Source organism: Amycolatopsis sp. NPDC114504, from assembly GCF_055633595.1.
Map to the genome: position 1 here is coordinate 412,038 of NZ_JBVKDU010000003.1, position 24,873 is coordinate 436,910.

Genomic DNA, 24,873 nt, shown 5'->3' on the forward strand with positions numbered 1-24,873 from the left:
GGTGGGGTTGGGAAGGGGGAAACTGCTTCGTGGGCATCACAACTTTTTCCTTTCTCCCGCCCCGCGGGGGGGGGGGAAAAAGGGGGGGGAGCCTCTTTTTCCCCCCCCACGACCGGCCGCGGCGGACTCTAGAAGTCCGTGGCGATGATCTTTTCGATGTTCCGTTCGGCCAGTGCCGTGATGGTGACGAACGGGTTGACGCTGGTGTTGCCCGGGATCAGGGACCCGTCGATCGCGTACAGGCCCTGGTACCCGGCCAGCCGGCCGTAGTTGTCGGTCGCCTTGCCGAGCACCGCGCCGCCGAGCGGGTGGTACGTCAGGTGGTCGCCCCAGATCTTGTAGAAGCCGAAGAGGTCGGACCGGTAGATCGTCCCCTCCTTCGCGTTGATCTTGTCGAAGATGGTCTTCGCCATGTCGATCCCCGGCTGCTTCCACGCGGTCTGCCAGTTGAGGTCCACGTTCTGCGTCGCCGGGTTGTACGTGAACTGGGCGCGGTTCGGGTTCTTCGTGATCGACAGGTAGAACGACGCCCACGTCTCGATTCCGGTCGGCAGCGGCGCGACCTCCGCGAACGCGCCGCCGGCCGCCCAGTTGTCGATGCCGCCGCAGGGGATGGACGACTGGAGGCTGCCGGTCGGGTCCCAGATCTGGTTGGCGCGCCCGACCATCACGTTGCCGTTGTCGCCCCAGCCCTTGCCGACCTCACCGCTGAGGTTGGGCAGCGCGCCGGTGGCCTTCAGCTTCACCAGCAGCTTGCTCGTGCCGACGCTGCCGGCGGCGAAGAACACCTTGTCCGCGGTCACGGACTTCGTCGCCGTCACCCCGCCCGTGGTGTTCAGCTGGTCCATGACGACCGTGTAGCCGCCGCCGGCCGCGGGCGTCACCGACGTCACCCGGTGCAGCGGCGAGATGGTCACACGGCCGGTCGCCTTGATCAGCGGCAGGTAGGTCTTCTGCAGGGACTTCTTGCCGTAGTTGTTGCCGTACAGGATTTCCCCGGCCAGCGCCGAGCGCGGCACGGTGTTGGCCTGCTCCTGCTCCATGTAGTTCCAGTCGTAGACGTCCGGGACGAAGACGAACGGGAACCCGGACCGCTGTGCTTGTTTCCGCCCGACCCGCGCGTACTGGTAACACTCGGCGGTCTCGAACCAGTCGGAGCGGACGAGCCCGACGCCGAGCCCGGAGTTGGCGCGCGGGTAGTAGGTGTTGTACATCTCGTCGGCGTTGACGGTCGGGAGGATCGCCCCGAAGTTCTCCCGCTTCGGCGTGACGGCCATGCCGCCGTTGACGAGCGAGCCGCCGCCGACGCCGCGGCCCTGGTACACGGTGATGCCGCTGAACTCCTCGGCGTCGAGGATGCCCGTGTACTTCGGGATGTCCTTGTCGATCGGGAACCCGAGGAAGTTGGACAGCGGCTGCTTCGTCCTGGTGCGCAACCAGAACGAGCGCTGGTCCGGGGTGGTCGTGTTGGCGAAGATCTTGCCGTCCGAGCCGGGCGTGTCCCAGGCCATGCCCATCTCGACCATCTGCACGTCGACGCCGGCCTGTGCGAGCCGCAGCGCGGTGACCTGGCCGCCGTAGCCCGAGCCGATCACGAGGGCGGGCACGCGCGCCGCGTCGGCGATCGTGGTGGACGCCGCGGCGGCCGCCTGGCTCCCCACTGCCGCGGCCGCCAAGATAGAACCAGTTCCTGCGATGAATAGACGACGGGAAACTGCGCCAGAAGCTGTTCTCCACATGGGTTCGTCACGCATGCGATAGTCCTCACCGTTGAGGTATATTAGAACAGGTTATAACTCAGTGGTGCAGACAAGTCGACATATACCGACGAGTAACCTCCCCGGGTTGCGCGAGGATTCCGCTGAATGGGCCATGATGGACGACGATGGAGTCGACCCGAGTGGACCGCTGGCTTTGGGCGGTCCGGCTGACCAAGACCCGTCCGGACGCCGCGGCGGCGTGCCGGGGCGGTCACGTGCGCGTCAACGACAAACCCGCGAAGCCCGCGACGACCGTGGTGCCGGGCGACGAAGTCCGCCTGCGCATCGCCGGGACGACCCGGATCCTCGACGTGGTACGGGTGATCCAGAAACGCGTGGGCGCGCCGGACGCGGCGACGTGCTTCGTGGACCGGACGCCGAAGCCGCCGCCGGAGACCGCGATCCCGGTCGCCCGGCGCGACCGCGGCGCGGGCCGGCCGACCAAAAGGGAGCGTCGCGTGCTGGACGCGTTCCGGCAGCAGGACACCTGATTCGCTACGACCGACTCATTTCACGGTGAAATGAGTCGGTCGTCTCATGACTGCGGTTTCAAGCCGTCCAGGACCAGCGTCAGCAAATGCGCGGTGCGCGCCTCCCGGTCCGCCCCGAAATCGGAGCGCCAGAGGAAACCGACCAGCTGCAGGATATCTTCGGCGCCGACGTCCTGGCGCACCGTCCCGGCCCGCTTCCCCGCGTCCAGCAGCAGGGTGATCGCCGCGCACGTCGGCGCGTAGTACTCGCCGGAGAGGTCGGCGCGCGTCGCGGCCTCGACGGCCTCGCCGACGCCGTGCTTGATCCGGCCGTAGGCGGCCAGGCGCTCGAACCACAGCCGCAGCGCCTCGGCGGGCGCGTGCTCGGCAAGCAGGGACGGCGCCGCGTCGATCAACTCCTCGACGTCGTGCCGGTAGACGGCCAGCAGGAGCGCTTCCCGGCTCGGGAAGTGGCGGTACAGCGTGCCCTGGCCGACGCCGGCCGCTTTCGCGATGGACTGCAGCGAGGCGGCGCTCGACGCCTTGAGCGCCACGCGCGCGACCTCGAGGATCCGCTCGCGGTTCTGTTCGGCGTCGGCTCGCATCGGGGTCACGTCGTCAGCGTAGCCAACCGGACAGCTGTCCGGGGGTTGACCGCGGCGAAGTCGTCACCCAGGATGTGTACGTCAGTCGCGCAAACGTACGCCAGACGAACAGACGGAGACGATGATGTCGACGCGATCAGTCCTGCGCAGTGCCTTCACCACCAAGCTCTACGTCACCGTGCTGGTCGCGATCGTGCTCGGGGCGGTGCTCGGCTTCGCCGCACCCGGCGTCGGTGCCGCGCTCCAGCCGGTCGGGACCGGGTTCATCGCGCTCATCCAGATGCTGATCGCGCCGGTGGTCTTCTGCACCATCGTCACCGGCATCGCGTCGGCGGGCGAGCTGGCCAGCGTCGGCCGGGTCGGAGTCAAGGCGCTGGTCTACTTCGAGGTGCTGACCACGATCGCGCTGCTCATCGGGCTGGTCGTGATGGACCTGCTGCGCCCTGGCGCCGGCATCCACGCCGACCCGGCGTCGCTCAAGCTCTCCGGCAGCGCCCAGCAGTACGTGCAGACCGGGGAAAACCAGCACTGGTACGACTTCCTGGTCAACATCATCCCCAAGACCGTGGTCAGCGCGTTCACCGAGGGCAACGTCCTGCAGGTGCTGCTGATCTCGATCCTGTTCGCGATCGCGCTGAAGGCCCTCGGCGAACGCGGCGCGCCGCTGCTGCGCGGGATCGAGCGCGTCGGCGAGGCGACGTTCGGCATCGTGCGGCTGGTCATGTACCTGGCCCCGCTCGGCGCGTTCGGCGCGATGGCCTACACCACCGGCAAGTTCGGCGTCGCCACCCTGGCCAGCCTCGGCGGGGTCGTGCTGCTGTTCTGGGTCGTCGGGATCCTGTTCTGCCTGCTGGTGTTCGGCGCGGTCGCCCGGCTGTGCGGGATCCGCGTCCTGAAGCTGTACCGGCACTTCAAGGACGAGCTGCTGATCACCCTCGGCACCGCGAACTACGAGGTCGTGATGCCGCAGCTGATGAAGAAGCTCGAGAACCTGGGCTGTCCGAAGCGGATCGTCGGGCTGGTCGTGCCGTCGGGGTACGCCTTCAACGGCGACGGTGTCTGCCTCTACCTCGGCTTCGCCTCGCTCTACATCGCCCAGGCCTTCGACGTGAACCTCTCGCTGTGGCAGCAGATCGCGCTGCTCGCGGTCTTCATGATCACGTCGAAGGGCAGCGCCGGAGTAGCGGGGGCCGGGTTCGTCATCCTCGCCGCGACGCTCTCGACCACCGGGGTCGTCCCGGTCGCGGGCATCATGCTCATCCTCGGCGTCGACCGGTTCCTCTCCACCATGCGCGGCATCGTCAGCCTGTGCGGGCAGCTGCTCGGCAGCATCGTCGTGAGCCGCTGGGAAGGCGTGCTCGACCTCGCGCGGGCCCGCACGGTGCTCGACGGCAAGACCCCGGAACCCACCGAACCCGCGACCACCGTCGCGGTCTGAGAAGGGAGACACCTTGGCCAGGCTCGGCTACAGCCACGAAGGCGGCGAGGTCGCCGACCGCATCCGGCAGCGGCGCGGCGGGCGGCTCACCCCGCTGGACGGCATGCTGCTGCACAGCCCGGCGCTCGCCGACGGCTGGAACAGCCTGCTCGGCGCGGTCCGCGGCGCCTCGACCCTGCCCGCGGACGTCCGTGAGCTCGCCGTCCTGCGCGTCGCCGAGCTCAACGGCGCGGCCTACGAGTGGACGGCGCACGAGCCCGTCGCCCGGGAAGCCGGGATGACCGACGAGCAGCTCGCCGCGCTGCGGGGCGGCGATCCGTCCGCTTTGGACGACCGGCAGCGCGCCGCGCTCGCCTACACCGACGCGATGACCGAGAAGATCGCCGTCGACCAGCCGGTGTTCGAGGCCCTGCAAGCACACTTCGACGAGCAGCAGATCGTCGAGCTGAGCGTGACGGTCGCCGCGTACAACATGGTTTCGCGGTTCCTCGTGGCGCTGGAGGTGGGGCGGGAATGACCGGCCGGCTCGCGGGGAAGGTCGCGATGGTCACCGGCGCGGGCAGCGTCGGGCCCGGCTGGGGCAACGGCCGGGCCGCCGCGGTGCTGTTCGCGCGGGAAGGTGCGAAGGTGTTCGCTGTGGACCTGAAGCCGGACGCGCTCACCGAGACCGTCTCACTGATCACTTCGGACGGTGGGACCGTCCACACGCACACCTGCGACGTCACCGACAGCGCGTCGGTCGCGGGCGCGGTCGCGGCGTGCCGGGAGACGTTCGGCCGCGTGGACGTCCTGGTGAACAACGTCGGCGGCTCGCGTCCCGGCGGCCCGGCCGAACTGTCCGAAGAGGACTGGACGGCCCAGCTGGACTACAACCTCACCAGCGTCTACCTCACCTGCCGGCACGTCATCCCGGTGATGCGCGAGCAGGGCGGCGGGTCCATCGTGAACACCGCGTCGACGTCCGGGATCCGCTGGACCGGCTCGGCCCAGGTCGGGTACGCGTCGGCGAAGGCCGGCGTCATCCAGCTGTCGCGGGTGCTCGCGGTGCAGCACGCGCCCGACGGGATCCGCGCGAACACCGTCGTCCCCGGGCAGCTGCACACGCCGATGGTCGAGGCCCGGCTGGCGAACCAACGCGAAGGCGGTGACGTCGAGACGCTGCTGGAGCGGCGGCAGGCCCGGATCCCGCTCGGGTTCATGGGCGACGGGCGAGACACCGCTTACGCCGCGCTGTTCCTGGCTTCCGACGAAGCCCGGTTCGTCACCGGGACCGAGATCGTCGTCGACGGCGGCATGACGGCGAGGTGCGACTGATGATCCTTCCCCCGGGCAGCTGCGACGCGCACTGCCACATCTTCGGGCCTACGGACGTCTTCCCCTACGCTCCCGATCGGACGTTCACCCCGCCGGAAGCGCCGAAGGAGGATCTCCAGCGATTGCACCGGCGTTTCGGGTTCGAGCGCGCGGTGATCGTCCAGTCGGCGTGTCACGGCACGGACCACTCGGCGATGCTGGACGCCCTCGCCTCTGGTGACTACCGCGGTGTCGCGCTCGTGACGCCGGAGACGCCCGACGCCGAGATCGCCCGGCTGCACGAAGCCGGGGTCCGCGGCGCGCGGCTGCACTTCCTGCCGCACCTGGGCCCGGCACCCTCGGCCGAGACGATCCGGGCGATCGTCGCCAAGATCGCGCCGTACGACTGGCACATCGCCCTGCACGTGGCCGGCACCGGCATCGCCGACCACGGCGAGATGGTGCGCGGGCTCGGGCTGACCGTCGTGGTCGACCACATGGCCCGGGTGGACCTCCGATCCGGGCTCGACAGCTCCTCGGTGACGGCGTTGCGGCGGTTGCTCGACACCGGGAGCGTCTGGGTCAAGCTCAGTGGCGCGGACCGGATCGCGACCGCGCCGCCGTCGCTGGCGGATTCTCTCGCGCTCATGCGGTTGCTCGTGGCCCACGCGCCCGAGCGCGTCCTGTGGGGCACGGACTTCCCGCACCCGAACACCCACGGGTTCGATCCCGACGACGCCGACCTGGTGCACGTTCTTGCGTCCTTTTCGGACGAAGACCGACGGCGGCTGCTCGTCGAAAACCCCGTCCGCTGCTTCGGGTTCGCCTAATGCAGGCCCGCGATGTCCTTGGTGATCGCGTCGGCCGTCTCGAGCAGCCGGGGCACGAACTCCTCGCGCAGCTTCTCGACCGAGACACGGGCGGCGTTGGCGGAGACGTTGAGCGCGGCGATCACCCCGCCGCCGGCGTTGCGGACCGGCGCGGCGGCCGACCGGACGCCTTCCTCGCGCTCGCCGTCCACCAGCGCGTACCCCTGCTCGGCGACCCGGGCCAGCTCGGCCTCCAGCTCCGCGCGGCCGGTGATCGTGTGGTCCGTCAGCCGTTTCAGCTCGGTACGGTCCAAATAGGACTCCAGCTCGGCCGCCGGCAGGGCGGCGAGCAGCACGCGGCCCATCGACGTCGGGTAGGCGGGCAGCCGCGAGCCGACGTTGAAGGTGATGGTCATCATCCGCGACGCGGGGACGCGGGCGACGTAGACGATCTCGCCGCCGTCGAGGGTGGCGAGCGAGCTGGACTCGCGGACCTCGTCCGACAGCGCGCGCATGTGCGACTGGGCGTGTTCCCAGAACGGCAGCGCGGCCAGGTAGCCGTAGCCGAGCCGCAGGACGCGGGGGGTGAGCTGGAAGCGGCGGCCGTCGGTCTCGGCGAACCCGAGCCGTTCGAAGGTCAGCAGCAGCCGGCGCGCGGTGGCGCGGGTCAGGCCGGTGGCCGCGGCCGCCTCGCTGACGCTCATCGCCGGCGCCTCGCCGGAGAAGCTCTGCAGCAGCCGCAGCGCCTTCTCCACCGAATCGATGACGTCCGGATCTTCGCGCGACACTGCCCCTCCTCGATTTCCTGGGACACTACCCGATGAACGAAGGACTACTGTTCGTGTTCGCCGAGCCGGGCGACGTGCCGGAGGCGGAGTTCCACGACTGGTACGACCACGAGCACGCCCCGGCCCGCCTGCGCGTCCCCGGCATCCGCACCGGCCACCGCTACCGGGCCCTCGACGGCGCGGTGCCGACGTGGCTGGCCTGGTACGAGCTGGACACGGACGCGCTGCAAAGCCCCGCCTACGAGGTGGCGCGCCGCCGCAGCCCGCGCGAACAGGACGTCGTCCGACGGCTGGCGACGCTGGACCGGCGGGTCTACTCGCTGCTCGACGACGCCGGGCCGGCCGGTCCCGCCGCGCCGGTCGTGGTGTGCGTCGCGCTGTCGACGACCGACGAAGCCGGCCTCGACGCGTGGTACCGCGAGGAGCACGTGCCGCTGCTGCATCGGCTGCCGGGCTGGTACCGCACCCGCCGCTACCGGCTGCTCGAAGGCGACGGCCCGGCGCTGCTGGCGTTCCACGAGATCTCGGACGTGAGGTTGTTCGACGCGCCGGAGTACCGGGAGGCGACCGGCACGCCCGCGCGTTCGGCGGTGATGGCGAACGTGACGCGGCGCGAGCGGCGGGTGTTCGGCCACCACCGCACGATCACTCCGGTCATTCCGGAGTGAGGAACTCCAGCCGGTTGCCCAGGCAGTCGTGGGTGTAGAAGCGGCGGTGGCCCGGGAAGCCGTCGTCCCACTCGACGCCGTACTCCCGCAGCCGGTCGGCCAGCGCGTCGAGGTCGTCGGCGAGGATGCCCGGGTGGGCCTTGCGCGCGGGCCGGAAGTCCGGCTCGACGCCGAGGTGGAGCTCGAGGCCGCCGGCCCGCAGCCAGAGCCCGCCGCGCCCGGCGAGCGCGGGCGGCTTCGGGATCTCGGTCATCCCGAGGACGCCGACGTAGAAGGCGCGGCAGCGCTCCTCGCTGCCCGGCTCGATGGCCAGCTGGACGTGGTGCAGGCCGAAGGTCATGCGCCCAGCGTGCCACGCCGGGGCGATGGTCATCTCGCGCGTTGACCTCGGGATCGATGTCCCGCGCGCGGATTTCCCGGATATAACGGGGAATTCGCCCGGCCCCGATCGGTCCGGGTGGAAAACGGGTAGTACCCCGCCGGACGGAGGGGAACCTTGATCACCGCAGTGGATGCCCCGGAGCGGTTGCTGGCCGCGGCGCGGCCGCTCGTCGTGCGGTACTGCCGCGCCCGCCTCGACCCGGGAATGGCCGACGACGTCGCGCAGGACGTCTGCATCGCGGTGCTCCGGGCGCTGCCCCGGTGGTCGCCGGAGCGGTCGTTCCCCGCGTTCGTGTGCGGCATCGCGCGGCAGCACGTCACGGCCGCGCGCAAGGCCGCCGCGCGGCACCTGGCCGAGCCGGTCGCCGAGATCCCGGAGGAGGCCGACCCCTCGATGGACCCCGAGCACCACGCGCTGCAGCGCGAACTGGGCGAACGCATGGGCAAGCTGCTGCGGGTCCTGCCGGAGAAGCAGCGGGAGATCGTGGTGCTGCGCGTGGTCGCCGGCCTGTCGGCGGACGAAACGGCCGAGGTGGTCGGGTCGACGGCGGGCGCGGTCCGCGTCGCCCAGCACCGGGCGCTCGGCCAGCTGAGGAAGGCCGTCGAGGGCTGAGCCGGCGCTACGCTGGCGGAGTGAGCGACAGCGAGAACTTCGAAGGACGCGACGTCGGGTCCGGGATCTCCGTCATCCGCGAAAGCAGCGACGTCGTCGGGTCCGGACCGCGGCTGCACCGGCACCCGTACGCGGAGACGTTCGTCATCATCCGGGGACGGGCCCGGTTCACCATCGGCGACGAGGAGCGCGACGGCGGCGCCGGGGACGTGCTGGTCGTCCCGGCCGGCACCGCGCACAAGTTCGCCGTGCTCGGCCCCGGGGTCTACGAGGCCGTGCACATCCACGAGAGCGACCACTTCATCACCGAATGGCTGGAGTGACGCTCAGAGCCCGCCGTCGGGGATCATGCCGCGCAGCTTCGTCAGGGCGCGGTACTGGGTGATGCGGACGTTGCCGGCGGAGATGCCCAGCGCTTCCGCCGTCTCGTTCGCCGACAGGCCGACGACGATCCGCAGCGACAGGATCTCCTGGTGCAGCGGCGGCAGCGACGCCATCAGCCGGCCCAGCCGGGCGCCGAGGTCCATGTCGAGCACGTGGCTCTCCGGCTCGTTGCCGCCCAGCGGCCGGTCCGGCAGCTCCGGCACCGGCTTCGACCGGTCGCGCGCCACCGAGCGGAACGCGTCGGCGACCTTGTTCGCCGCGATGGCCCGCACGAGGTAGAGGAACGAACCGCCGCGGTCCTGGTAGCCGGGCAGCACCTTCAGCACCGCCAGGCAGACCTCCTGCGCGACGTCGTCGGCCGAGAGGTACGACAGGTCGCGCCCGCCGATCCGGGCGCGACAGTAGCGCACGACCGTCGGCTTGATGAGCCGCAGCAGCGTCTGCACGGCGTCCGGGTCGCCGGCGCGCGCCGCCGCCACGAACGGGTCGAGCTGTTCCTTCGTCAGCTTCCCGTCCGGCCGCGGCAGCTCGTCGAGCACGACGTAGCCTTCGACCGCCGTCTCCGCCATCATGGTGTCCACGGGTTTCCCTCCTCGCATCGTCCACCGGACCGCTCTCGGGTAACCCGTCGCCCACAAAAGACCACACTGGTCCTGGGACGATTCTCCTGTTCGCATCCCACGATTCCCGGTCCGACAACCGGAGTAATCGAGCCGCTGACCAGCAACGTTGCAGCGGTGTGGTTCTTGTCAAGATATTGTCCGTTAATCAGAAACGGCCCAGTGGTGTTACCCGGCGGTCACCCCCGGCACACGGGTCAAATAGTGGACAGATCCTGCCGATCCGGGGTGTCCGGTAGCGAATTCGCGCTCCGTTCCGATCCTTGGCGCGTGACTCGACCCGACCGTCAGGAACCGAAGCCATGATCACCCATTGAACGCCACCGGGACCCCCGCGACGGCCGCCGCCCGGTTCGACGTGTTCCTGTGTTCCGCGGCGGCCGATCAGGTGGAGAAAGCACTGCGCGCCGACGGGCTGAGCGTTTTCCGCGGTAATCCGTTCGACGATTTCGACATGAGCACGGGTGCGCGCGTTCTGCTCACCGATCTTCCGCCGGGGTTGAGCACGGACCGGGTGCTGACGATGATTCCGGGAGAACCGCTCGCGGACCTCGTCCGGCGGGTTCGTTCCGCGGTCGAGTCGGGTCCCGGGCGTTCGCTGCTGGGAACCGTCCACCGCGAACTCGTCGCGCGCGGGGCGGTGCTGCTCCGCGGCCCGGCGGGAATCGGGAAGACGACGCTCGCCGAGCAGTACGCGGGCCTGGTCGGCGGCTTCGGGGGCCGGGTGCTGCGAACGGGCCCGTTCGGCCACCTCGACCCGGACGACTTCCTCCCGCAGTTCCACCTGGCCCTCGCAACGGCGGCGGGCACGTCGGGGCTCGGTTTCGACCGGTTGTGTGCACGGCTCGGCGGTACGGGTGTGCCGGTGCTGGTCGTGGTCGACGACGTCCCGGCGGGGCTGCCACCGGGAGTGCTCGATCGGGTGGTGCTGGAGTCGGACCGGGTGCGCACGTTGCTGACGAGCCGGTGCGTCCGCTGGGAGGGGGCGGCGGTGGATGTGCCGGGCTTGCCGATCGAGGAGGGTTTGCGGCTGCTCGGGTCACGGGACGCGGGATTTGTCGCTCGCTGTGATGGTCATCCGATGACGCTGCGGGCTGCGGCGTTCGTGGTGCGGTCTGGGGCGTCGTTGGGGGCTCTGCCGGACACTGCGCCCCATGCGATCCGGGAGGTATTGGCGTTTTTGAGTGGACCGGCGTGTGAGTTGCTTCGGTTGGGAGGGGTGCTGGCTCCGGCGCCGATCCCGCCGGAGGTGGCTGCGTTCGGGGCCGCGGCGAAGGAGCTGGTCGCGCGGGGGTTCGCGACTTGGGCGGAGGGGAACCTGCGGCTCCAGGCCCTCGCGGTGGAGGTGGCCTGCGGCGAGTTCGGGGCGGCGGAGGCGGAGCGGGCGGCGGAGGCGGTGCTCGACGGCTTGGCCGACTGTGGCGAGTTCGAAGCACCCGGCGGTTTGCCCGGCGGCGGCGAGTTCGGAGAGCCAGCCGCGACCCGCAACGCCGCACCCGGCGGCGAGTCCGGAGACCCGGCTGCAGAAGCGGCGCGCAAGGACTTGGCCGGCGGCAAGCTCGAAGCGCCCGCCGGGAAAGCCGCACGCAGCCGCTCGGCCGATGGCAGCGAGTTCGGAACACCTGCCGCAGAAGCCGCAAGCAGCCGCTTGGCCGGCGGCAGCGAGTTCGGAACACCTGGCGGCCAAGCCGACGGCCGCGAGCTCGAAGCACCCGCCGCGACCCGCGAAGCCGTGCCCAGCGGCGGCGAGCTCGAAGCGCCCGGCGGTTTGCCCGGCGGCGGCGAGTTCGGAGAGCCAGCCGCGACCCGCAACGCCGCACCCGGCGGCGAGTTCGAAGCGCCCGCCGCGGAAGCAGCGAGCAGCGGCCTGGCCAGCGGCGACGACCCGTCCCTCGATCCCGTCCCCGGCGAGCGCCGCTACCTTCTGCTTCAGCACGCCCGTGCCCTCGCTGACCACTGCCCCACACACCGGGTCGCCCTCCTACGCCCCCTCGCGGCCGCGCACGAAGCTCACGGCGACCCCATCACCGCCGGTGAGATCCATGCCGCCATCCTCTCGACCGGCGAAGCGACCTCCGCCGACTTCGCCGCCGCGGCGCGGGTCGAACTCGCCTGTGGACTCGACGCCGAAGCCCTCGGGCACGCGCGCCAAGCGCTAGGTCACCACGACGCCGCCCTCATCGCCGCCCAAGCCCTCGACGGACAAGGCCACTACGCCGAAGCCGACCAAACCTTCTGGGACGCCCACCTCCCCACCACCAACACCGAGCGATACCGCGCCGCACGAGCCCGCCGGCTCCGTGGCCACCCCCAGGACGCCGTCGCCCTCCTCGAACCCGCGCTCACCGACCCCGGCCCGATCCGCGACGCACTGACCCTCGAGTACGCCCGCAACCTCTTCCAAGCCGGTCATCCCGAGCGAGCACGAGACGTCGCGGCCGGAACAACAGGCCCGGACGCCGACCTGATCCGAGCCGACGCCGACCTGCTCGACCACGACCCGACCGACCTCGAGACGGCCTACACCGAGCGATACGGCATCGAAAGCCCCCTGACGCTGACCGCGTCGGTCCACGTCGGCCGGGCCTTGCTCGGCCAACCCCGGCAAGCGCTCGAAAAACTGGCCGAGACCGAACAAGTCATCCGCCGGGTACTGGGCGATGAACACCGGCTGCACCACCGGGTCCGCCACGCCATGGGCCTCGCCCACGCCCGGCTCCGCGAGTTCGACCGCCAAGCCGATCTGCTCGAAACCATTCGGAAACCGCAGATCCGCCTCCTCGGCCGGACCCACCCGGAAACCCTCGAGACCCGGCTCGACCTCGGGCTCGCGCTCGCCCTCAGCGGCCGCGGCCCGCTCGGCCGCGCCACGAAACTCGTCGACGACGCCGCCCGGGACGCCGAGACCGGCGCCAGTCCCGGGCTCTCCGCCAAAGCGCGGGCCGCCAAGCAGGTCGTGCGGCTGCCCGAACCGTTCGTCTCCGCGCTTCACGCCCTCGAGCGGGTCGTCTGGCCGTGAGCGCCGGCCGGCTGCCAGCGGATCCCGTACGCGAAACCCGGCGCCAGGTGCCGGAACCGGACGTGCACCTCGCCCGCGTCGTCGGTCTCCAGCACCGCGCCGCGCGGTGAACGCGTGTCGTTCTGGAACGCCTTCTCCAGCCGGACGATCCGGTCCGGCACCCGGTCGCCGAACCGGACGTGCAGGTCGAACAGATCGCACGGGTGCCGCGGCACGCAGATGTAATGCGGCTCCCGCATGTTCGCCCGGATTCGCAGTCCGACGTCGTGGCGCTCACCCCGCCGCAACGGCTCCGGTAACCGCAAGGACAGCCCCACCCGGTCGCTCGACTCCATCGCCCGGCCGGCGAGCACTCCGCCGTGGAACACATCGACCACCAGATCGGACGCACGCACCGAATGACCGGATTCGCCGGCCGCGGTGAGCGTCAGTGCCAGGTCGAGCTCGGCGATTTCGTCCGCGTCGGCGACCACGCGACGGAATTCGAACGCCTCGGCCACCGGCTGGTCGAGTGCGAGCGTGACGCGCAGTTCTTCGGTGTGCCAACTCCGGCTCGGATAGCGCGGCCGGAGTTCCGGCGCACCGGCCGCCACGGCCATTGCCGCGACCTGCTCGATTCCTTCGTCGATGCGCCGCCGGACCGTCCGGTCGTCGCGGTCGAGCGTGATCGCCGCCCAGTGGACCCGTTCCTGGTAGAACGGCTTCCGCGCCCGTTCGTCCAGTGCGAACGCGGCCCGCAGCGCGATCTTCAGATCGTCCGGCAACGACTCGACGAGTGGGCGCAATCGGTCCGTGAGTTTACGCCTCATCTCCACGGAGTCGTCATCTTCCAAAATGCCACATGTGGCGCGCAAAGCGGGTCCGACGCGATCCGCGAGCTGCGCGGTGAAAATTCCCCTCCCTTTGCGCAGGACCTTCAGCTCGCCGACCACGTCCGCCGCACTGAGGTCCACTGTTCCTCCCTCGCCGTTCCCGCACGGGCATCAATATTCGTCAGCCCCGACGCCGATGTCCAGTCGATCATGGCGCGGAAAACGGATCGTTATCCGCCGCATTCTTGACGGGCCTCGCCGATTTCGCGCGGGAAATCACCGGAACGCGAGCCGGCACTCGCGCCCACCAAAGACCGACCCGGCTCGCAGTCGTGTCGAAAGTGTCGAAACGACGCACGAACGGCCTGAGCCGCTAGGCGGCCACGATGCGCGCGAGCACGGACGGGACGGCCCGTTCGAGCCCGGCCGCGGCATCGGCCTCGCCGGCCAGGTGCCGGAGCAGGGCCTGCTGGAACAAGCCGTCGAGCATTGCGTACGCGACGGCCTGCGGCACCACCGCCGGCGCGGACGCCAGCTCGGCGTAGCGCGCGACGACGTGGTGGATCATCTCCTCGCGGCGCCGGTCGATCTCGAGCACGTCGGTGCGGAAGGACTCCTCGAACAGGCTCTGGTTGCGCAGGTCGTACCAGAGCCGGTGCATCTTGGCGTCCGCGCGCAGCGTCGCGGCCATCGCCGCCGCGAAGTCGCGTTCCAGGTCCGGCGCCGTCCGCGCGCGGGCGACGAGCTCGTCGTACCGGGTGACGCAGACTTCCTCGAACTGCCGCACGCAGTGGGTCAGCAGGTCGACCTTGTCGGCGAAGTAGTAGTGCAGGACGCCGTGCGAGAACTCCGAGTTCTGCGCGATCTCCCGCAGGCTGGTGCGCGCGTAGCCGAGCTCGGCCAGCGTCCGCAGCGCCGACGCCGCGAGCTCGGCCCGCCGGTCGGCGAACTTGTCCACCTGGCGGCGCGAGATCCGGTCCCGGGTCCGTTCCTTCGCCTCAGTCACGTGCACCGTCCGTCACTTCGTGGTTGCCGGGTCCAGTCTATGACCAGCTTTTCCTTGACGAGTGTCCAAGAGACTCTTGACGACTGTCCAGGCCTTGACGATGCTGGGCGCCGACCCGCTCGAGGAGGAGGAGTTCATGGGGCGGCACGACCTGTCCGGGCGCGCGGCGCTGGTCACCGGCGACAGCCCCGAGCTCGCCGCGGCGCTGGCCGCCGCCGGGGCCGCCGTGGTGGTCGCCGGCACCCGGGAGGACCTCGGCCGCGAGAGCGGCGCCGCGTTCGTCCGGCTCGACGTCACCGACGACGCGAGCTGGGAGCGGGCGGTCACCGAGACGATCGCCCGGCTGGGCGGCCTGGACATCGTGGTCAACAACGCCGAAGTCGAGCTTCCCGGCCCGCTCGCCGACCTGGACCCGGCCGGCCTGCGGCGGATGCTCGACGTCAACGTCCTCGGCACCGCGCTCGGCATCAAGCACGCCTTCCGCGTGATGCGCCCGGGCGGCGCGGCCGGGAAGGGCGGCGCGGTCGTCAACATCGCGTCGGTCGCCGCGACCACCGCCGTCCCCGGCACCGCCGCCTATTCCGCGTCGAAGTCCGCGGTCGACCGGCTGACCCGGGTGGCCGCGGCGGAGGCCGGGAAGTTCGGCTACGACGTGCGCGTCAACTGCGTCTACCCCGACGCCGGCCGGCTCGGTGAGGGCACCGGCCTGGCCGACGCTGTCGTGTTCCTCGCTTCCGACGCCGCCCAGTTCGTCACCGGGGCAGGCCTGCCGGTCGACGGCGGGCCGCCGGCCGCCACGGCCGGAGCTTCTCCGGGTTCCGCACCGCCCAGATCCGCCTGATCACCCGGTCTGCGACGTCGAACGCGAGCACCGTCTCGACCACGCCGTCGCGCGAGGCCACCAGCCCGGGCCGGCCGTTCACCAGCCGCTCCGACAGCGTCATCGCCGGCACTCGTTCGGTGATCTGCACGGTGTAGCGCGCCACCCGCTGCGCGCCCGCGACCGGGTGCGCCACCGTGCTGGCGAGCCCACCCCCGTCGGCGACCGCGACGACCGACGGGTCCAGCAGCCCGACCAGGCCCGCGATGTCCTTGGCCTCCCAGGCTTCCTTGAACGCCCGGACGACGGAAGCACTCCGTGCGGGCGAAGGCGCCGGAGCGGGACGAAGACGGCGACGGGCCGACGACGCGAGCTGGCGACACGCGGCCGGCGTACGCCCCACGATCGAAGCCACCTCCGCGAACGGGTAGCCGAAGACGTCGTGCAGGACGAACGCCACCCGCTCCGCCGGGGTCATCGCCTCGCACACGACCAGGAACGCCATCGTGATCGACTCGTCGAGCAGCGCCAGCTCGGCCGGGTCGGTGAGGCTGTCCGACGGCACCGGCTCCGGGATCCACTCGCCGGTGTACCGCTCCCGGCGGACCCGCGCCGAGCCCAGGACGTCCAGGCAGATCCGGCTCGCGACCGTCGTCAGCCACGCGCCCGGCCGGTCGATCGCGTCCCGCTGCCGCCCGGACAGGGCGTACCACCGGCCGTACGCCTCCTGGACGACGTCCTCGGCGTCGCTCAGCGATCCCAAAAGCCGGTAGGCGATCCCGATCAGCCGCGGCCGCTCGGTCATCACGTCGTTCTCGCTCACACGCCCCTGACGAATCCCGGCGGCGATCTGTGACAGGCGTACGCGCTCCGGCGTAGCCGCAAGTGCCGTACGTCGGCGGACGACCGCGGCGTCCCCGGTCACCACCATGGAGCCATCCCAGAAGGAGGAGCCATGACTCTCAAGCCCCGGGCCCGGAAGTGGTACCTGGTGGCCCACATCGTCTCGGCGGGTCTGTGGATCGGGATGGACGCCGTGCTCGGCATCCTGGTCTGCACGGCGCTGATCTCGGGCGACGCCGCCGTCGTCGAGACCAGCCTGCGGGCGCTCGACCTCTTCGCCGTCTGGCCGATGCTGATCGCCGCGCTGCTCACGCTCGCCAGCGGGGCCGTGCTCGGGCTCGGGAGCAAGTACGGCCTCGTCCGGTACTGGTGGGTCGCGGCGAAGCTGACCGTCAACGTCGTCATGGCGCTGCTGATCCTGTTCGCGCTGCGGCCCGGGATCGCCGAGGCCGTCGAGCACCCCGAAGGCCTGCTCTACCCCGTCGTCGTCGCTCCGACGCTCTTGCTGTTCGCCAGCGTGCTCTCGGTCTTCAAGCCGTGGGGCCGCGTCCGGAAGGAATCCCATGACCCTGCCCGTTCGAACGACCGCACTGACCAAGCGCTACGGACCGGCCGCCGCGGTCGAGGACCTGAACCTGTCGGTGCGCGCCGGTGAGGTGTACGGCTTCCTCGGCCCGAACGGCGCCGGGAAGACGACCACGCTGCGGATGCTGCTCGGCCTGATCCGGCCGACCTCCGGCCGCGTCCGGGTGCTCGGCGCCGAACCGGGGCCCGGCAGCCTCGCCCGCGTCGGCGCGCTGATCGAAGGCCCGGCCTTCTACCCGTACCTGTCCGGCCGGGCCAACCTGCGGGTCCTCGCCGACCACGCCGGGGTGCGGCGCACGCGCGTCGACGCCGTGCTCGACGTCGTCAGCCTCGCCGACCGCGCGAAGGACAAGTACTCGACGTACTCGCTCGGCATGAAGCAGCGGCTCGGCCTGGCCGCGGCGCTGCTGAAGGAGCCCGAGCTGGTCGTGCTGGACGAGCCGACCAACGGCCTCGACCCGGCCGGCATGGCCGACATGCGGGTCACCCTCCGCAAGCTCGCCGCCGACGGCTGCACCGTGCTGCTGTCCAGCCACCTGCTGGCCGAGGTCGAGCAGATCTGCGACCGCGTCGGCGTGCTCGACCACGGCCGGCTCGTCAGCGAAACCACCGTCGAGGACCTGCGGGCGGGCGGCGCGCTGCGCGTCGTCGCGGAGCCGCTCGAGCGGGCCCGTGACCACTTGAGCCGGCTCTACGGCGGCGTCCGCGTCGAAGGGAAGGCCCTCGAATTGGACGTCGACCCCGGTGCGGCCGGGCGGGTCAACGCCGAGCTGGTCGGCGCCGGGATCACCGTCACCGAGCTGCGCTGGCACGAACCCGACCTCGAACAGACCTTCCTCGCCCTGACCGGAGGTACCGACCATGCTGCGTGACATCCGCGCCGAGCTGACCAAGCAGGCCCGCCGCCCGGCGAGCTGGCTGCTGCTCGCCGTCGCCGTCGTGCTGTCGCTGACCTTCGGCTACGCCGTCCCGTACGCGGGGTTGAGCGGCGCCGCCGGTCCCCCGGGCTCCGGCCGCGGGCTCGACGGGATGCTGCCCGGCGCGTTCATCGGCAGTGCGCTGGGCGGCCTGCCGATCTTCGTCGGCGCCCTCGCGCTGATCTTCGGCGTGCTGGTCGCGGGCAGCGAATACGGCTACGGCACCTGGAAGACCGTGCTGGTGCAGCACCCGTCGCGCGTCGCCGTCTTCACCGCGAAGCTGGTCACCGTCGTGATCGGAGCGCTGGCCGTGGTGCTCGCGCTGTTCGCGGCGACCGCCGGGGCGAGCGTGCTCGTCGCGTCGCTGAAGGACCGGCCGCCGGTCTGGCCCGCGGTGTCCGACGTCCTGCTCGGCCTCGGCGCCGGCTGGCTCGTCACGACGATGTGGGGCGCGCTCGGCGTGGTCCTCGCGATCGGGCTGCGGTCGGTCGCGCTGCCGATCGGGCTCGGCCTGGTGTGGCTGCTGGCCGTGCAGAACCTCCTCGCGTCGATCGCCGCGCCGCTGCTGGACTGGGTCGCGCAGCTGCAGAAGGCCCTGCCGGGGCCGAACGCGGGCGCGCTCGCGGCGGCGTTCGGGGCCAGCGCGCCGGGTGTCGATCCGATTGTCGGGTCCGCGCAGGCCACCGCCGTGCTGGCCGCGTACGTGGTCGCCTTCGGCGTGCTCGGCGCCTGGCTGCTGCACCGCCGCGACATCGCCTGATGAGGGGGTACCGGCCACCGGTGCGGTGAGCCGGGGCACGCGTCCGTCCGGTGTAGTGTTTGCCGGTCCGACCGGCGGGTGACCCACGTGAGGTGCCATGACAGTGCGGCGGTACCCAGTCGCGGTCCTGCTCGTCGTCGTCACGGTGGCACTGGTCGTGGTGAACGGCTTCGCGTTCTGGGGCGACACCTTCGCCCTCTGGATCGACGACGCCATGCAGCTGAGCGCCGGCGTCGGCGCGGTCGTCTGCGGCGTCCTGCTCGCGCGCCGCGTCCGCGGGCACCAGCGCTGGTGGCGCGTGCTCGTCGCGATCGGCATGGCCGGCTGGTCGCTCGGCCAGTGCGTCTGGTCGTGGTACCAGCTGATCGACGGGCGCGGGCTGCCGTCGCCGTCGCTGGCCGACGTCGGCTACCTCAGCTTCCCGGTGTTCGCGCTCGCCGCCCTGTTCGTCCTGGCCCGCGCGCGGATCCGGCCGGACCGCGAACGCTTCGAGCCCGCGCAGTGGACGGCGCACTTCGGCGTCGCGGTGGTGCTCGACGGCCTGATCGTCACCGGCTCGCTGTTCATCCTCACCTGGACCGCGGCGCTCGGGCAGCTGGTCCGGGCCACCGCGCCGGACAAGCTGACCTGGGCCGTCGCGATCTCCTACCCGCTGTCGGACCTGGTGATCGTGGTCGTCGCCGTGCTGCTGGTCGTGTTCGACCGGGTGGACCGGCCCTACCGCAAGAACCTGCTGCTGGCCGCCGTCGGGATCGTCGCGCTCGCCGCGTCCGACAGCGTGTTCGCCTACCTGGTCAGCATCGGCGCGGAGAGCATGAAGCCGTGGTCGGACGGCGGATTCGTGCTCGGGCCGCTGTTCATCGCCTTCGCCCTGCTGGTGACGCCGGGTCAGCGGCGGCACGACGAGGCGGGCCCGGTGGGCGGCGTGGACTGGTGGCAGCTGGCGCTGCCCTACGTCCCGGTCACCGCCGTCGCGCTGCTGATCACCGGGCAGCTGCTGGCCGGCGCCGGCCCGGACGGCGTCGAGGTGGTCGTCGGCGTGCTGGTGGTGTTCCTCGTGCTCGCCCGGCAGCTGCTTTCCTTGCTGGACAACAGGTTGCTGCTGCGCCGGGTCTACGACGGGCAGCAGCAGCTGACCCACCAGGCCTACCACGACCCGCTGACCGGGCTCGCGAACCGGGCGCTGTTCGCCGACCGGCTGGACCGGGCCGTGGAGTCCACCGACCGCACGCTCGTGCTGATCTTCGTCGACCTGGACGACTTCAAGGAGGTCAACGACCGGTTCGGGCACGCCGGCGGCGACGTCCTGCTGCACGCCGTCGCCCAGCGGCTGCTGAGCTGCGTGCGCGCGGGCGACACGGTCGCGCGCCTGGGCGGCGACGAGTTCGCGATCCTGCTGGAGGGCGAGCTGGACGCGCCGCAGGCGGTCGCCGACCGGATCCAGGGCGCGCTGCGGCGGCCGTTCGCGGTGCACGGCACGCTCGTCCCGGTCCGCGCGAGCATGGGCCTGGTGGTGCCGGACCCGGCCGAGCCGCTGGTGACGTCGGACGTGCTGCTCGGCCGCGCGGACACGTCGATGTACGCGGGCAAGCGGTTGGGCAAGGACACGACCGTCGTCTACCGCCCGTCGCAGGACGGGCCGCCGGACTTCCCGTCCGCCTTGCGCCGGGCGAAGGGCGGCATCCCGGACGGCTTCGGGCTGGTGTTCCAGCCGATCGTCCGGCTGGCCGACGAGACCCCGGTGGCCGTGGAGGCGCTGGCCCGCTGGACCACCCGCGACGGCACGGCGGTCTCGCCCGAGACGTTCGTCCGCGCGGCCGAGGGCGCGGGCCTCGGCGCCGAGCTGGACGCGCTGGTGCTGGACCTGGCGTGCCGCGAGATCACGGCGGCCGGGCTGGACCTGACGGTGCACGTCAACGTGTGCGCGAGCCGGCTCGGCGCGGCCGCGCTGGAGCAGAGCGTCGGGTCCGCGCTGGAGCGCTACCGGCTGCCGGCGTCCCGGCTCGTCGTCGAGATCACCGAGACGGTGCCGGTGCCGGACCTGGCGGCGGGGGCGGCCGCGATCCGGCGGCTGCAGGCGCTCGGCGTGCGGGTGGCGTTGGACGACTTCGGCGCGGGGTACAGCTCGCTGACGGTGCTGCACGCGCTGCCGGTCGACCTGATCAAGCTCGACCGGGCGTTGACGACGGGAGTGCAGCCGGAGCGGGACGCGGCGCTGTGCCGGTCGCTGGTCGGGCTGTGCGCGGACCTCGAGCTGGACGTCGTCGCGGAAGGGATCGAGACGGCCGAGCAGGCGTCGCTGGTCATCGCGGCGGGGTGCACCACGGCGCAGGGCTACCTCTACGGCCGCCCCGCGCCGCTTTCGGCACTGCGTCTCTCGGCGATCCCCGCGGGTTAGTCCGCGCGCACCCCGGGTGGGAGGACGCCGAAGATCGTCGCCGTCGAGCCGGCGCCCTTGCGGTTGATCGGGCCGCCCGCGAGCACCCAGGCGCCCGTCGTCGGGAGGGCCTTCAGGTTCGCCAGGATCTCCAGGCTGATCCGGTGCCGCTGGTAGACGAGCTTCGACACCGTGTACGTCTCGTCGGTGCCGACGTCCGGGCTGAACGTGTCGGTGCCGGTTCCGCCTCTACGTCCTAGGCGTCCGGTGTCGATCAGCCACTGGACCGCCGGGATCGAGAAGCCGGGCTGGTGCAGCACGCCGTCGGCGTCGGTGTTCGGGTAGGCCGGGGTGCCCCACTTGGCGTCCCAGCCGGTCCAGAGCACGACGACGGACTCGTCGGGGATCCGGCCGTGGCTCTTCTCCCAGGCCTTGAGGTCGTCGATCGTCACGCCGTAGTCGGGGTTGTGCTTGACCTTCGTTCTCACGTCGATCTTGACCGCGGGCCGGAACAGGTCCGCCGGGTCCATGTCGTCGGCCAGGGGCTGGCCGGTGTTGAAGTGGCCGGGCGCGCCCCAGTGCGTGCCGGTGTGCTCGCCCTCGCGGACGAACTGGAGGTAGTAGCCGTCGTCGGGGATCGTGGCGATGGTTTCCAGCGAGAAGGCCGGGTCGCCGGGGAACACGTTGGTCGTGGCGGGGTCGTTGACGTGCGACAGGTTGACCAGGTTCAGCTGGTCCAGCCGCACCGGCGGCGTCGCGGGCTGGGCGGCCTGGGCCGTCCGGCCGGACACCGCGGCGCCGAACACCCCGGCCAGCCCCGCGGCCAGCACCCTGCGTCTCATCGGCATGGGGATCACCTTTCACCGGAACACCGCCCGGACGGCGGCCTGCTCGGTGATATCACCCGAGCCGCGCGGGGCCAAGGAGTTGCGCGAGGATGGACGCATGGACGACGACATCGAAGACCACGCCGACGAAGGCATCCTCGACCCCGAGGACACTTTGGACGACCGCGACGAGCAGGCGGAGGGTTATTCACCGCCGGAACGCCCGCGGGGCACCGAAGAGTGGGGCACGACCGCGCGCGAGGCCGCCGAAGGCGAGAGCTGGGAAGGCCGGCTGGCCCGCGAAGAACCGGACCTCGCTTCCGGCGACGACGGCGACGGCCTCGGCGACAGCGAAGACTCCGACGGTGAGCTGATCGACGACGAGGTCGGCGACGTCCGCGCGGGCCGTCTGGTGGCCACGGACGAGGGCTTCGGCGCGGACACCGACGAAGAGCTGTACGCGTCCGACGCGGGCATCGACGGCGGCGCGGCGTCGGCGGAGGAAGCGGCCGTCCACGTGATCGACCCGTCGCGGCGCTGGTGACGTGACGGGGCCGGACCCACCCCCACGACGAGTCCGGCCCCGATTTCGCGAGCGGCCTAATCCTTTCCCCCGTCCGGCGCGTGGGGTAGGCGGCAGAGCGGTCATGTCCGGATCCGGCCGGACCCGCCCGCGCTGCCGGAAGGGGACACGGGATGCTCGAAGGGCTGCTGACACCCGGCGCGGGCGCGCTGTACGACACGATGGTGCGCACCGGGCCGCTACCGATGGACGACCCGCGGGCCGAGAGCCCGGAGATGCGGGAGCTGTTCGACCGCGGGTTCGTGCGTCACGACTACCGCGAAGACCCGGTCATCGCGCCGATGGAGCCGGTGCGCGCGGTCGACCACGCCATCCTGGGCGCCCAGCAGCAGCTGCTGGAGCAGCAGCGGCAGATCGTCGCCGCGCGCCAGCAGCTCGACGTGCTGCAGGCGGTGTACCGGGCGGCGAACGGTTCGGGCGGCGACGCGGCGGTCGAGGTGCTGACCGACCCCCGGCGCATCGGCTCGCTGTCGCTGGAGCTGTGCCTGTCCGCGCGCGAGGAGTTCCTGACGTTCACGACGCACCACTTCAAGCGCAAGCCGGACGCGAGCACGGTGATGCGCCTCCCGGACGCGGTGACCGAGCGCGGAGTGGTCCTCCGCAACGTCTACGAGCGCGCGGCACTGGAGTTCGAAGGCGCGAAGGCGGTCGTCGACGCGAGTGTGGCGGCGGGCTGGACCATGCGGGTGGCGCCGGAGCTGCCGATGAAGATGGTGATCGCGGACCGTCATTCGGCACTGGTCCCGCTGGACCCGAGCGGCATGGAGGGCGCGCTGTTCATCCGCAGCCCGACGATCGTGGCATCGCTGCGGATGCTGTTCGAGCTGGTCTGGAGCCAGGCGGTGGCGGTGCAGGGGCCGTCGTCGCAGCCGCGCCACGGTCTGACCCCGACCCAGGCGAAGGTCCTGGACCTGCTGGCGACGGGCATGACGGACGGCGCGATCGCGCGGCACCTGGACGTGAGCGAGCGGACGGTGCGCCGGCACGTGCAGGGGCTGCTGGAGGCACTGCAGGCGGACAACCGAGTGGCGGCGGTCTTCGCGGCGACCCGGCTGGGCTGGCTGGGCTGAGGCCCGGCCTGCGCTGCGCTGCGCCTGAGGCTGGGCTGGGCCGCTGCGGGGGTGAAGGCGGACCTGCACCGGAGCCCTGGCCGGGCCGGCGCCTGAGGCGCTGCAGGCGGACAACCGGGTGGCGGCGGTCTTCGCGGCGACCCGGCTGGGCCGGCTGGGCTGAGGCCCGGCCTGCGCTGCGCCTGAGGCTGGGCTGGCTGGGCTGAGGCCCGGCCGCTACTGCAGCTCCCGGCACTCCGGCGGCCCACCGGTCCAGATCCACACGCAGATCGGCCTCGGCTTGCCGACGGGGCCACCGCCGGCCGCCGCCGAAGCCGCCGGCGCCGTCAGCGCGCCGAACGCCGCCACTCCGACGAGTGCCGCGGCCAGACCGGCCCAGGCTCGCTTGCGCATGTTCGTCCTTCCCCGAGGTGATCTTCCCAGGCCAACGTAGGGCCGGGGCCCTGTGCACCGGCAGGGGCGGGTTCGGCCACTGTCCGCTTCCGGCCACCGTCCGCCCGGGTGCGGGGCGGCTCGGTCCGGGTGAGCGGGCTGGCGGGTCCTAACGACCAGCCCAGCGCCGACCGGGAGACCTCCGGGCGTAGCCGCTCGCGCCAGAGCCCGCCGCCGAGCGGAAACCGGGACACGAGCCAAGTCCCCGGTGCCGCCGGTTCGCCGGAGACGAGCGGGCGACAGCCGCCGCCGGCGGAGCGACCCCCGGCCCGGCCGGAACCGGACGTTGGCCGCCCTCGACCGGTGCGCGCGGGGCGGTGCGCTCCTACCGTCGGGGCATGGGTGAGGACGCGCCCCCGCGCTGGTGGGCCGAGGAAGGTGCGCGGCCCCGGCCGGAGCCCGTGGGCTGGTGGCCCGAAGCCGACACGTTGCACTGGGTCCAAGTCCGCCGCACCGCCGACGACCCGCCCGGCTAGCACCGTGCCCCGGCTAGCACCGTGCCCCGGCTAGCACCGTGCCCCGGCTAGCACCGTGCCCCGGCTAGCGTGCCCGGCAGCAAGCGCCCCATGCCGGGCCCCACGCCGAACGCGACACAACCGAGGTCAAACCGGGTTGTACTCGCGCACCGCGTCGAGGTACTCGGCGATCGCGTCCCGGTTGCGCATCAGGCACTCCGCCCGGCGCTCCATGCGGTCGCGCTCCTGCTCCAGCGTCGCGATCATCTCCGGGGTCGCGTCGGGGAAGTAGATCGCGCGGGGCTTGTCGAGGCAGGGCAGGATCTGTTTGATGATCCGGGTGGGCAGCCCCGCGTCGAGCAGCCCGCGCACCTGGATCACGCGATCGACCGTCGTGGAATCGTAGTCGCGGTAGCCGTTCGCTCCGCGCGCGGCGATGATCAGCCCCTGCTCCTCGTAGTACCGGAGCAGCCGGCGGGCCGTGCCGGTGCGCTCCGAAAGCTCCCCGATCCGCATGTGCGCCACCTCACGTAGACCT

General features: G+C 71.7%; 28 protein-coding genes. 17 read left to right on the forward strand and 11 right to left on the reverse strand.

Annotated features, from left to right (window positions below; translation table 11 throughout):
* Positions 1–128: 128 nt before the first annotated feature.
* Complete coding sequence (locus ACZ7PG_RS23295) at positions 129–1,661, reverse strand: GMC oxidoreductase (RefSeq protein ID WP_470241195.1); 1,533 nt, start codon at positions 1,659–1,661, stop codon at positions 129–131.
* 224 nt (positions 1,662–1,885) lie between these two features.
* On the opposite strand from ACZ7PG_RS23295, the gene ACZ7PG_RS23300 reads away from it, so the two are divergent.
* The gene (locus ACZ7PG_RS23300; RefSeq protein ID WP_470241196.1) at positions 1,886–2,251 is read left to right on the forward strand and encodes an RNA-binding S4 domain-containing protein; all 366 of its coding nucleotides are present in this window, start codon (positions 1,886–1,888) and stop codon (positions 2,249–2,251) included.
* Positions 2,252–2,295: 44 nt separating this feature from the next.
* Here the strand turns inward: ACZ7PG_RS23300 and ACZ7PG_RS23305 are convergent, their stop codons facing one another.
* Positions 2,296–2,835: a TetR/AcrR family transcriptional regulator gene (locus tag ACZ7PG_RS23305; protein ID WP_470242385.1), complete on the reverse strand. Its 540-nt coding sequence runs from the start codon at positions 2,833–2,835 to the stop codon at positions 2,296–2,298.
* A 124-nt stretch (positions 2,836–2,959) separates the two neighbouring features.
* Here ACZ7PG_RS23305 and dctA point away from each other — a divergent pair, with 124 nt between their 5' ends.
* Genes dctA through ACZ7PG_RS23325 form a run of 4 tightly spaced genes read left to right on the forward strand, consistent with a single transcriptional unit; the run spans position 2,960 to position 6,396 of the window.
* Entirely contained in the window at positions 2,960–4,273 is a 1,314-nt protein-coding gene (dctA, locus tag ACZ7PG_RS23310; RefSeq protein WP_470241197.1) for a C4-dicarboxylate transporter DctA, read from the forward strand.
* A gap of 13 nt (positions 4,274–4,286) precedes the next feature.
* Positions 4,287–4,790: a carboxymuconolactone decarboxylase family protein gene (locus ACZ7PG_RS23315; RefSeq protein WP_470241198.1), complete on the forward strand. Its 504-nt coding sequence runs from the start codon at positions 4,287–4,289 to the stop codon at positions 4,788–4,790.
* The gene (locus ACZ7PG_RS23320; protein ID WP_470241199.1) at positions 4,787–5,587 is read left to right on the forward strand and encodes an SDR family NAD(P)-dependent oxidoreductase; all 801 of its coding nucleotides are present in this window, start codon (positions 4,787–4,789) and stop codon (positions 5,585–5,587) included. The genes ACZ7PG_RS23315 and ACZ7PG_RS23320 overlap by 4 nt, the downstream gene beginning before the upstream one ends.
* Positions 5,587–6,396 carry an amidohydrolase family protein gene (locus tag ACZ7PG_RS23325; protein ID WP_470241200.1) on the forward strand — a complete coding sequence of 270 codons (810 nt, stop codon included), beginning with the start codon at positions 5,587–5,589 and terminating at the stop codon, positions 6,394–6,396. Before ACZ7PG_RS23320 ends, ACZ7PG_RS23325 begins: the two co-directional genes overlap by 1 nt.
* Here ACZ7PG_RS23325 and ACZ7PG_RS23330 read toward each other — a convergent pair.
* Positions 6,393–7,163 carry an IclR family transcriptional regulator domain-containing protein gene (locus tag ACZ7PG_RS23330; RefSeq protein ID WP_470241201.1) on the reverse strand — a complete coding sequence of 257 codons (771 nt, stop codon included), beginning with the start codon at positions 7,161–7,163 and terminating at the stop codon, positions 6,393–6,395. The genes ACZ7PG_RS23325 and ACZ7PG_RS23330 overlap by 4 nt on opposite strands.
* Positions 7,164–7,195: 32 nt before the next feature.
* Here ACZ7PG_RS23330 and ACZ7PG_RS23335 point away from each other — a divergent pair, with 32 nt between their 5' ends.
* On the forward strand, positions 7,196–7,831 hold the full coding sequence (locus ACZ7PG_RS23335) for an EthD domain-containing protein (protein WP_470241202.1): 636 nt from the start codon (positions 7,196–7,198) through the stop codon (positions 7,829–7,831).
* On the opposite strand, the gene ACZ7PG_RS23340 is transcribed toward ACZ7PG_RS23335, so the two are convergent.
* Positions 7,818–8,171 carry a VOC family protein gene (locus tag ACZ7PG_RS23340; RefSeq protein ID WP_470241203.1) on the reverse strand — a complete coding sequence of 118 codons (354 nt, stop codon included), beginning with the start codon at positions 8,169–8,171 and terminating at the stop codon, positions 7,818–7,820. The genes ACZ7PG_RS23335 and ACZ7PG_RS23340 overlap by 14 nt on opposite strands.
* A 156-nt stretch (positions 8,172–8,327) precedes the next feature.
* Between ACZ7PG_RS23340 and ACZ7PG_RS23345 the strand changes: the two genes are divergently transcribed.
* Positions 8,328–8,825 carry a sigma-70 family RNA polymerase sigma factor gene (locus ACZ7PG_RS23345; protein WP_470241204.1) on the forward strand — a complete coding sequence of 166 codons (498 nt, stop codon included), beginning with the start codon at positions 8,328–8,330 and terminating at the stop codon, positions 8,823–8,825.
* Between the two features lie 20 nt (positions 8,826–8,845).
* Positions 8,846–9,148, forward strand: a complete 303-nt coding sequence (locus ACZ7PG_RS23350) for a cupin domain-containing protein (protein WP_470241205.1) — start codon at positions 8,846–8,848, stop codon at positions 9,146–9,148.
* A 3-nt stretch (positions 9,149–9,151) separates the two neighbouring features.
* Here the strand turns inward: ACZ7PG_RS23350 and shbA are convergent, their stop codons facing one another.
* Positions 9,152–9,781 (reverse strand): RNA polymerase sigma factor ShbA, encoded by a 630-nt coding sequence (shbA, locus tag ACZ7PG_RS23355; RefSeq protein ID WP_470242386.1) that lies wholly within the window; start codon positions 9,779–9,781, stop codon positions 9,152–9,154.
* Between the two features lie 361 nt (positions 9,782–10,142).
* On the opposite strand from shbA, the gene ACZ7PG_RS23360 reads away from it, so the two are divergent.
* Entirely contained in the window at positions 10,143–12,848 is a 2,706-nt protein-coding gene (locus ACZ7PG_RS23360; RefSeq protein ID WP_470241206.1) for a hypothetical protein, read from the forward strand.
* Here ACZ7PG_RS23360 and ACZ7PG_RS23365 read toward each other — a convergent pair.
* Positions 12,818–13,801, reverse strand: a complete 984-nt coding sequence (locus tag ACZ7PG_RS23365) for a hypothetical protein (RefSeq protein WP_470241207.1) — start codon at positions 13,799–13,801, stop codon at positions 12,818–12,820. The genes ACZ7PG_RS23360 and ACZ7PG_RS23365 overlap by 31 nt on opposite strands.
* A 232-nt stretch (positions 13,802–14,033) precedes the next feature.
* Positions 14,034–14,666: a TetR/AcrR family transcriptional regulator gene (locus ACZ7PG_RS23370; protein WP_470241208.1), complete on the reverse strand. Its 633-nt coding sequence runs from the start codon at positions 14,664–14,666 to the stop codon at positions 14,034–14,036.
* Between the two features lie 61 nt (positions 14,667–14,727).
* Between ACZ7PG_RS23370 and ACZ7PG_RS23375 the strand changes: the two genes are divergently transcribed.
* Entirely contained in the window at positions 14,728–15,507 is a 780-nt protein-coding gene (locus tag ACZ7PG_RS23375) for an SDR family NAD(P)-dependent oxidoreductase (RefSeq protein ID WP_470241209.1), read from the forward strand.
* Here the strand turns inward: ACZ7PG_RS23375 and sigJ are convergent.
* A complete protein-coding gene (gene sigJ, locus ACZ7PG_RS23380; protein WP_470241210.1) occupies positions 15,419–16,291 on the reverse strand; it encodes an RNA polymerase sigma factor SigJ in 873 nt (290 codons plus the stop codon). The two genes, ACZ7PG_RS23375 and sigJ, sit on opposite strands and share 89 nt — an antisense overlap.
* Before the next feature lie 150 nt (positions 16,292–16,441).
* Between sigJ and ACZ7PG_RS23385 the strand changes: the two genes are divergently transcribed.
* The 4 genes from ACZ7PG_RS23385 (at position 16,442) to ACZ7PG_RS23400 (ending at position 20,989) form a co-directional block, all read left to right on the forward strand.
* Positions 16,442–16,984 carry a hypothetical protein gene (locus ACZ7PG_RS23385; RefSeq protein WP_470241211.1) on the forward strand — a complete coding sequence of 181 codons (543 nt, stop codon included), beginning with the start codon at positions 16,442–16,444 and terminating at the stop codon, positions 16,982–16,984.
* Positions 16,893–17,786, forward strand: a complete 894-nt coding sequence (locus ACZ7PG_RS23390; protein ID WP_470241212.1) for an ABC transporter ATP-binding protein — start codon at positions 16,893–16,895, stop codon at positions 17,784–17,786. Before ACZ7PG_RS23385 ends, ACZ7PG_RS23390 begins: the two co-directional genes overlap by 92 nt.
* Complete coding sequence (locus tag ACZ7PG_RS23395; RefSeq protein ID WP_470241213.1) at positions 17,776–18,591, forward strand: ABC transporter permease; 816 nt, start codon at positions 17,776–17,778, stop codon at positions 18,589–18,591. The genes ACZ7PG_RS23390 and ACZ7PG_RS23395 overlap by 11 nt, the downstream gene beginning before the upstream one ends.
* 97 nt (positions 18,592–18,688) lie before the next feature.
* A complete protein-coding gene (locus ACZ7PG_RS23400; RefSeq protein WP_470241214.1) occupies positions 18,689–20,989 on the forward strand; it encodes a putative bifunctional diguanylate cyclase/phosphodiesterase in 2,301 nt (766 codons plus the stop codon).
* Here ACZ7PG_RS23400 and ACZ7PG_RS23405 read toward each other — a convergent pair.
* Entirely contained in the window at positions 20,986–21,816 is an 831-nt protein-coding gene (locus ACZ7PG_RS23405) for a cyclase family protein (RefSeq protein WP_470241215.1), read from the reverse strand. The genes ACZ7PG_RS23400 and ACZ7PG_RS23405 overlap by 4 nt on opposite strands.
* A 97-nt stretch (positions 21,817–21,913) precedes the next feature.
* Here ACZ7PG_RS23405 and ACZ7PG_RS23410 point away from each other — a divergent pair, with 97 nt between their 5' ends.
* Positions 21,914–22,339, forward strand: a complete 426-nt coding sequence (locus ACZ7PG_RS23410; RefSeq protein WP_470241216.1) for a DUF5709 domain-containing protein — start codon at positions 21,914–21,916, stop codon at positions 22,337–22,339.
* A 152-nt stretch (positions 22,340–22,491) separates the two neighbouring features.
* Positions 22,492–23,448 (forward strand): LuxR C-terminal-related transcriptional regulator, encoded by a 957-nt coding sequence (locus ACZ7PG_RS23415; RefSeq protein ID WP_470241217.1) that lies wholly within the window; start codon positions 22,492–22,494, stop codon positions 23,446–23,448.
* Positions 23,449–23,664: 216 nt separating this feature from the next.
* Here ACZ7PG_RS23415 and ACZ7PG_RS23420 read toward each other — a convergent pair whose 3' ends face one another.
* Complete coding sequence (locus ACZ7PG_RS23420) at positions 23,665–23,841, reverse strand: hypothetical protein (protein ID WP_470241218.1); 177 nt, start codon at positions 23,839–23,841, stop codon at positions 23,665–23,667.
* Positions 23,842–24,218: 377 nt separating this feature from the next.
* Here ACZ7PG_RS23420 and ACZ7PG_RS23425 point away from each other — a divergent pair, with 377 nt between their 5' ends.
* Positions 24,219–24,356, forward strand: a complete 138-nt coding sequence (locus ACZ7PG_RS23425; protein ID WP_470241219.1) for a hypothetical protein — start codon at positions 24,219–24,221, stop codon at positions 24,354–24,356.
* Positions 24,357–24,482: 126 nt separating this feature from the next.
* On the opposite strand, the gene ACZ7PG_RS23430 is transcribed toward ACZ7PG_RS23425, so the two are convergent.
* Complete coding sequence (locus ACZ7PG_RS23430; RefSeq protein WP_470241220.1) at positions 24,483–24,851, reverse strand: MerR family transcriptional regulator; 369 nt, start codon at positions 24,849–24,851, stop codon at positions 24,483–24,485.
* Between the last annotated feature and the right edge of the window lie 22 nt (positions 24,852–24,873).

Bases quoted from the DNA above. Each gene is read 5' to 3' on its own strand.
- ACZ7PG_RS23405 (WP_470241215.1), bottom strand. From the start codon at position 21,816: ATGCCGATGAGACGCAGGGTGCTGGCCGCGGGGCTGGCCGGGGTGTTC.
- ACZ7PG_RS23390 (WP_470241212.1), top strand. From the start codon at position 16,893: ATGACCCTGCCCGTTCGAACGACCGCACTGACCAAGCGCTACGGACCG.
- ACZ7PG_RS23300 (WP_470241196.1), top strand. From the start codon at position 1,886: ATGGAGTCGACCCGAGTGGACCGCTGGCTTTGGGCGGTCCGGCTGACC.
- ACZ7PG_RS23305 (WP_470242385.1), bottom strand. From the start codon at position 2,835: ATGCGAGCCGACGCCGAACAGAACCGCGAGCGGATCCTCGAGGTCGCG.
- ACZ7PG_RS23335 (WP_470241202.1), top strand. From the start codon at position 7,196: ATGAACGAAGGACTACTGTTCGTGTTCGCCGAGCCGGGCGACGTGCCG.
- ACZ7PG_RS23340 (WP_470241203.1), bottom strand. From the start codon at position 8,171: ATGACCTTCGGCCTGCACCACGTCCAGCTGGCCATCGAGCCGGGCAGC.
- ACZ7PG_RS23385 (WP_470241211.1), top strand. From the start codon at position 16,442: ATGACTCTCAAGCCCCGGGCCCGGAAGTGGTACCTGGTGGCCCACATC.
- ACZ7PG_RS23425 (WP_470241219.1), top strand. From the start codon at position 24,219: ATGGGTGAGGACGCGCCCCCGCGCTGGTGGGCCGAGGAAGGTGCGCGG.
- dctA (WP_470241197.1), top strand. From the start codon at position 2,960: ATGTCGACGCGATCAGTCCTGCGCAGTGCCTTCACCACCAAGCTCTAC.
- ACZ7PG_RS23420 (WP_470241218.1), bottom strand. From the start codon at position 23,841: ATGCGCAAGCGAGCCTGGGCCGGTCTGGCCGCGGCACTCGTCGGAGTG.
- ACZ7PG_RS23415 (WP_470241217.1), top strand. From the start codon at position 22,492: ATGCTCGAAGGGCTGCTGACACCCGGCGCGGGCGCGCTGTACGACACG.
- ACZ7PG_RS23400 (WP_470241214.1), top strand. From the start codon at position 18,689: ATGACAGTGCGGCGGTACCCAGTCGCGGTCCTGCTCGTCGTCGTCACG.
- ACZ7PG_RS23410 (WP_470241216.1), top strand. From the start codon at position 21,914: ATGGACGACGACATCGAAGACCACGCCGACGAAGGCATCCTCGACCCC.
- sigJ (WP_470241210.1), bottom strand. From the start codon at position 16,291: ATGACCGAGCGGCCGCGGCTGATCGGGATCGCCTACCGGCTTTTGGGA.
- ACZ7PG_RS23320 (WP_470241199.1), top strand. From the start codon at position 4,787: ATGACCGGCCGGCTCGCGGGGAAGGTCGCGATGGTCACCGGCGCGGGC.
- ACZ7PG_RS23325 (WP_470241200.1), top strand. From the start codon at position 5,587: ATGATCCTTCCCCCGGGCAGCTGCGACGCGCACTGCCACATCTTCGGG.
- ACZ7PG_RS23430 (WP_470241220.1), bottom strand. From the start codon at position 24,851: ATGCGGATCGGGGAGCTTTCGGAGCGCACCGGCACGGCCCGCCGGCTG.
- shbA (WP_470242386.1), bottom strand. From the start codon at position 9,781: ATGATGGCGGAGACGGCGGTCGAAGGCTACGTCGTGCTCGACGAGCTG.
- ACZ7PG_RS23395 (WP_470241213.1), top strand. From the start codon at position 17,776: ATGCTGCGTGACATCCGCGCCGAGCTGACCAAGCAGGCCCGCCGCCCG.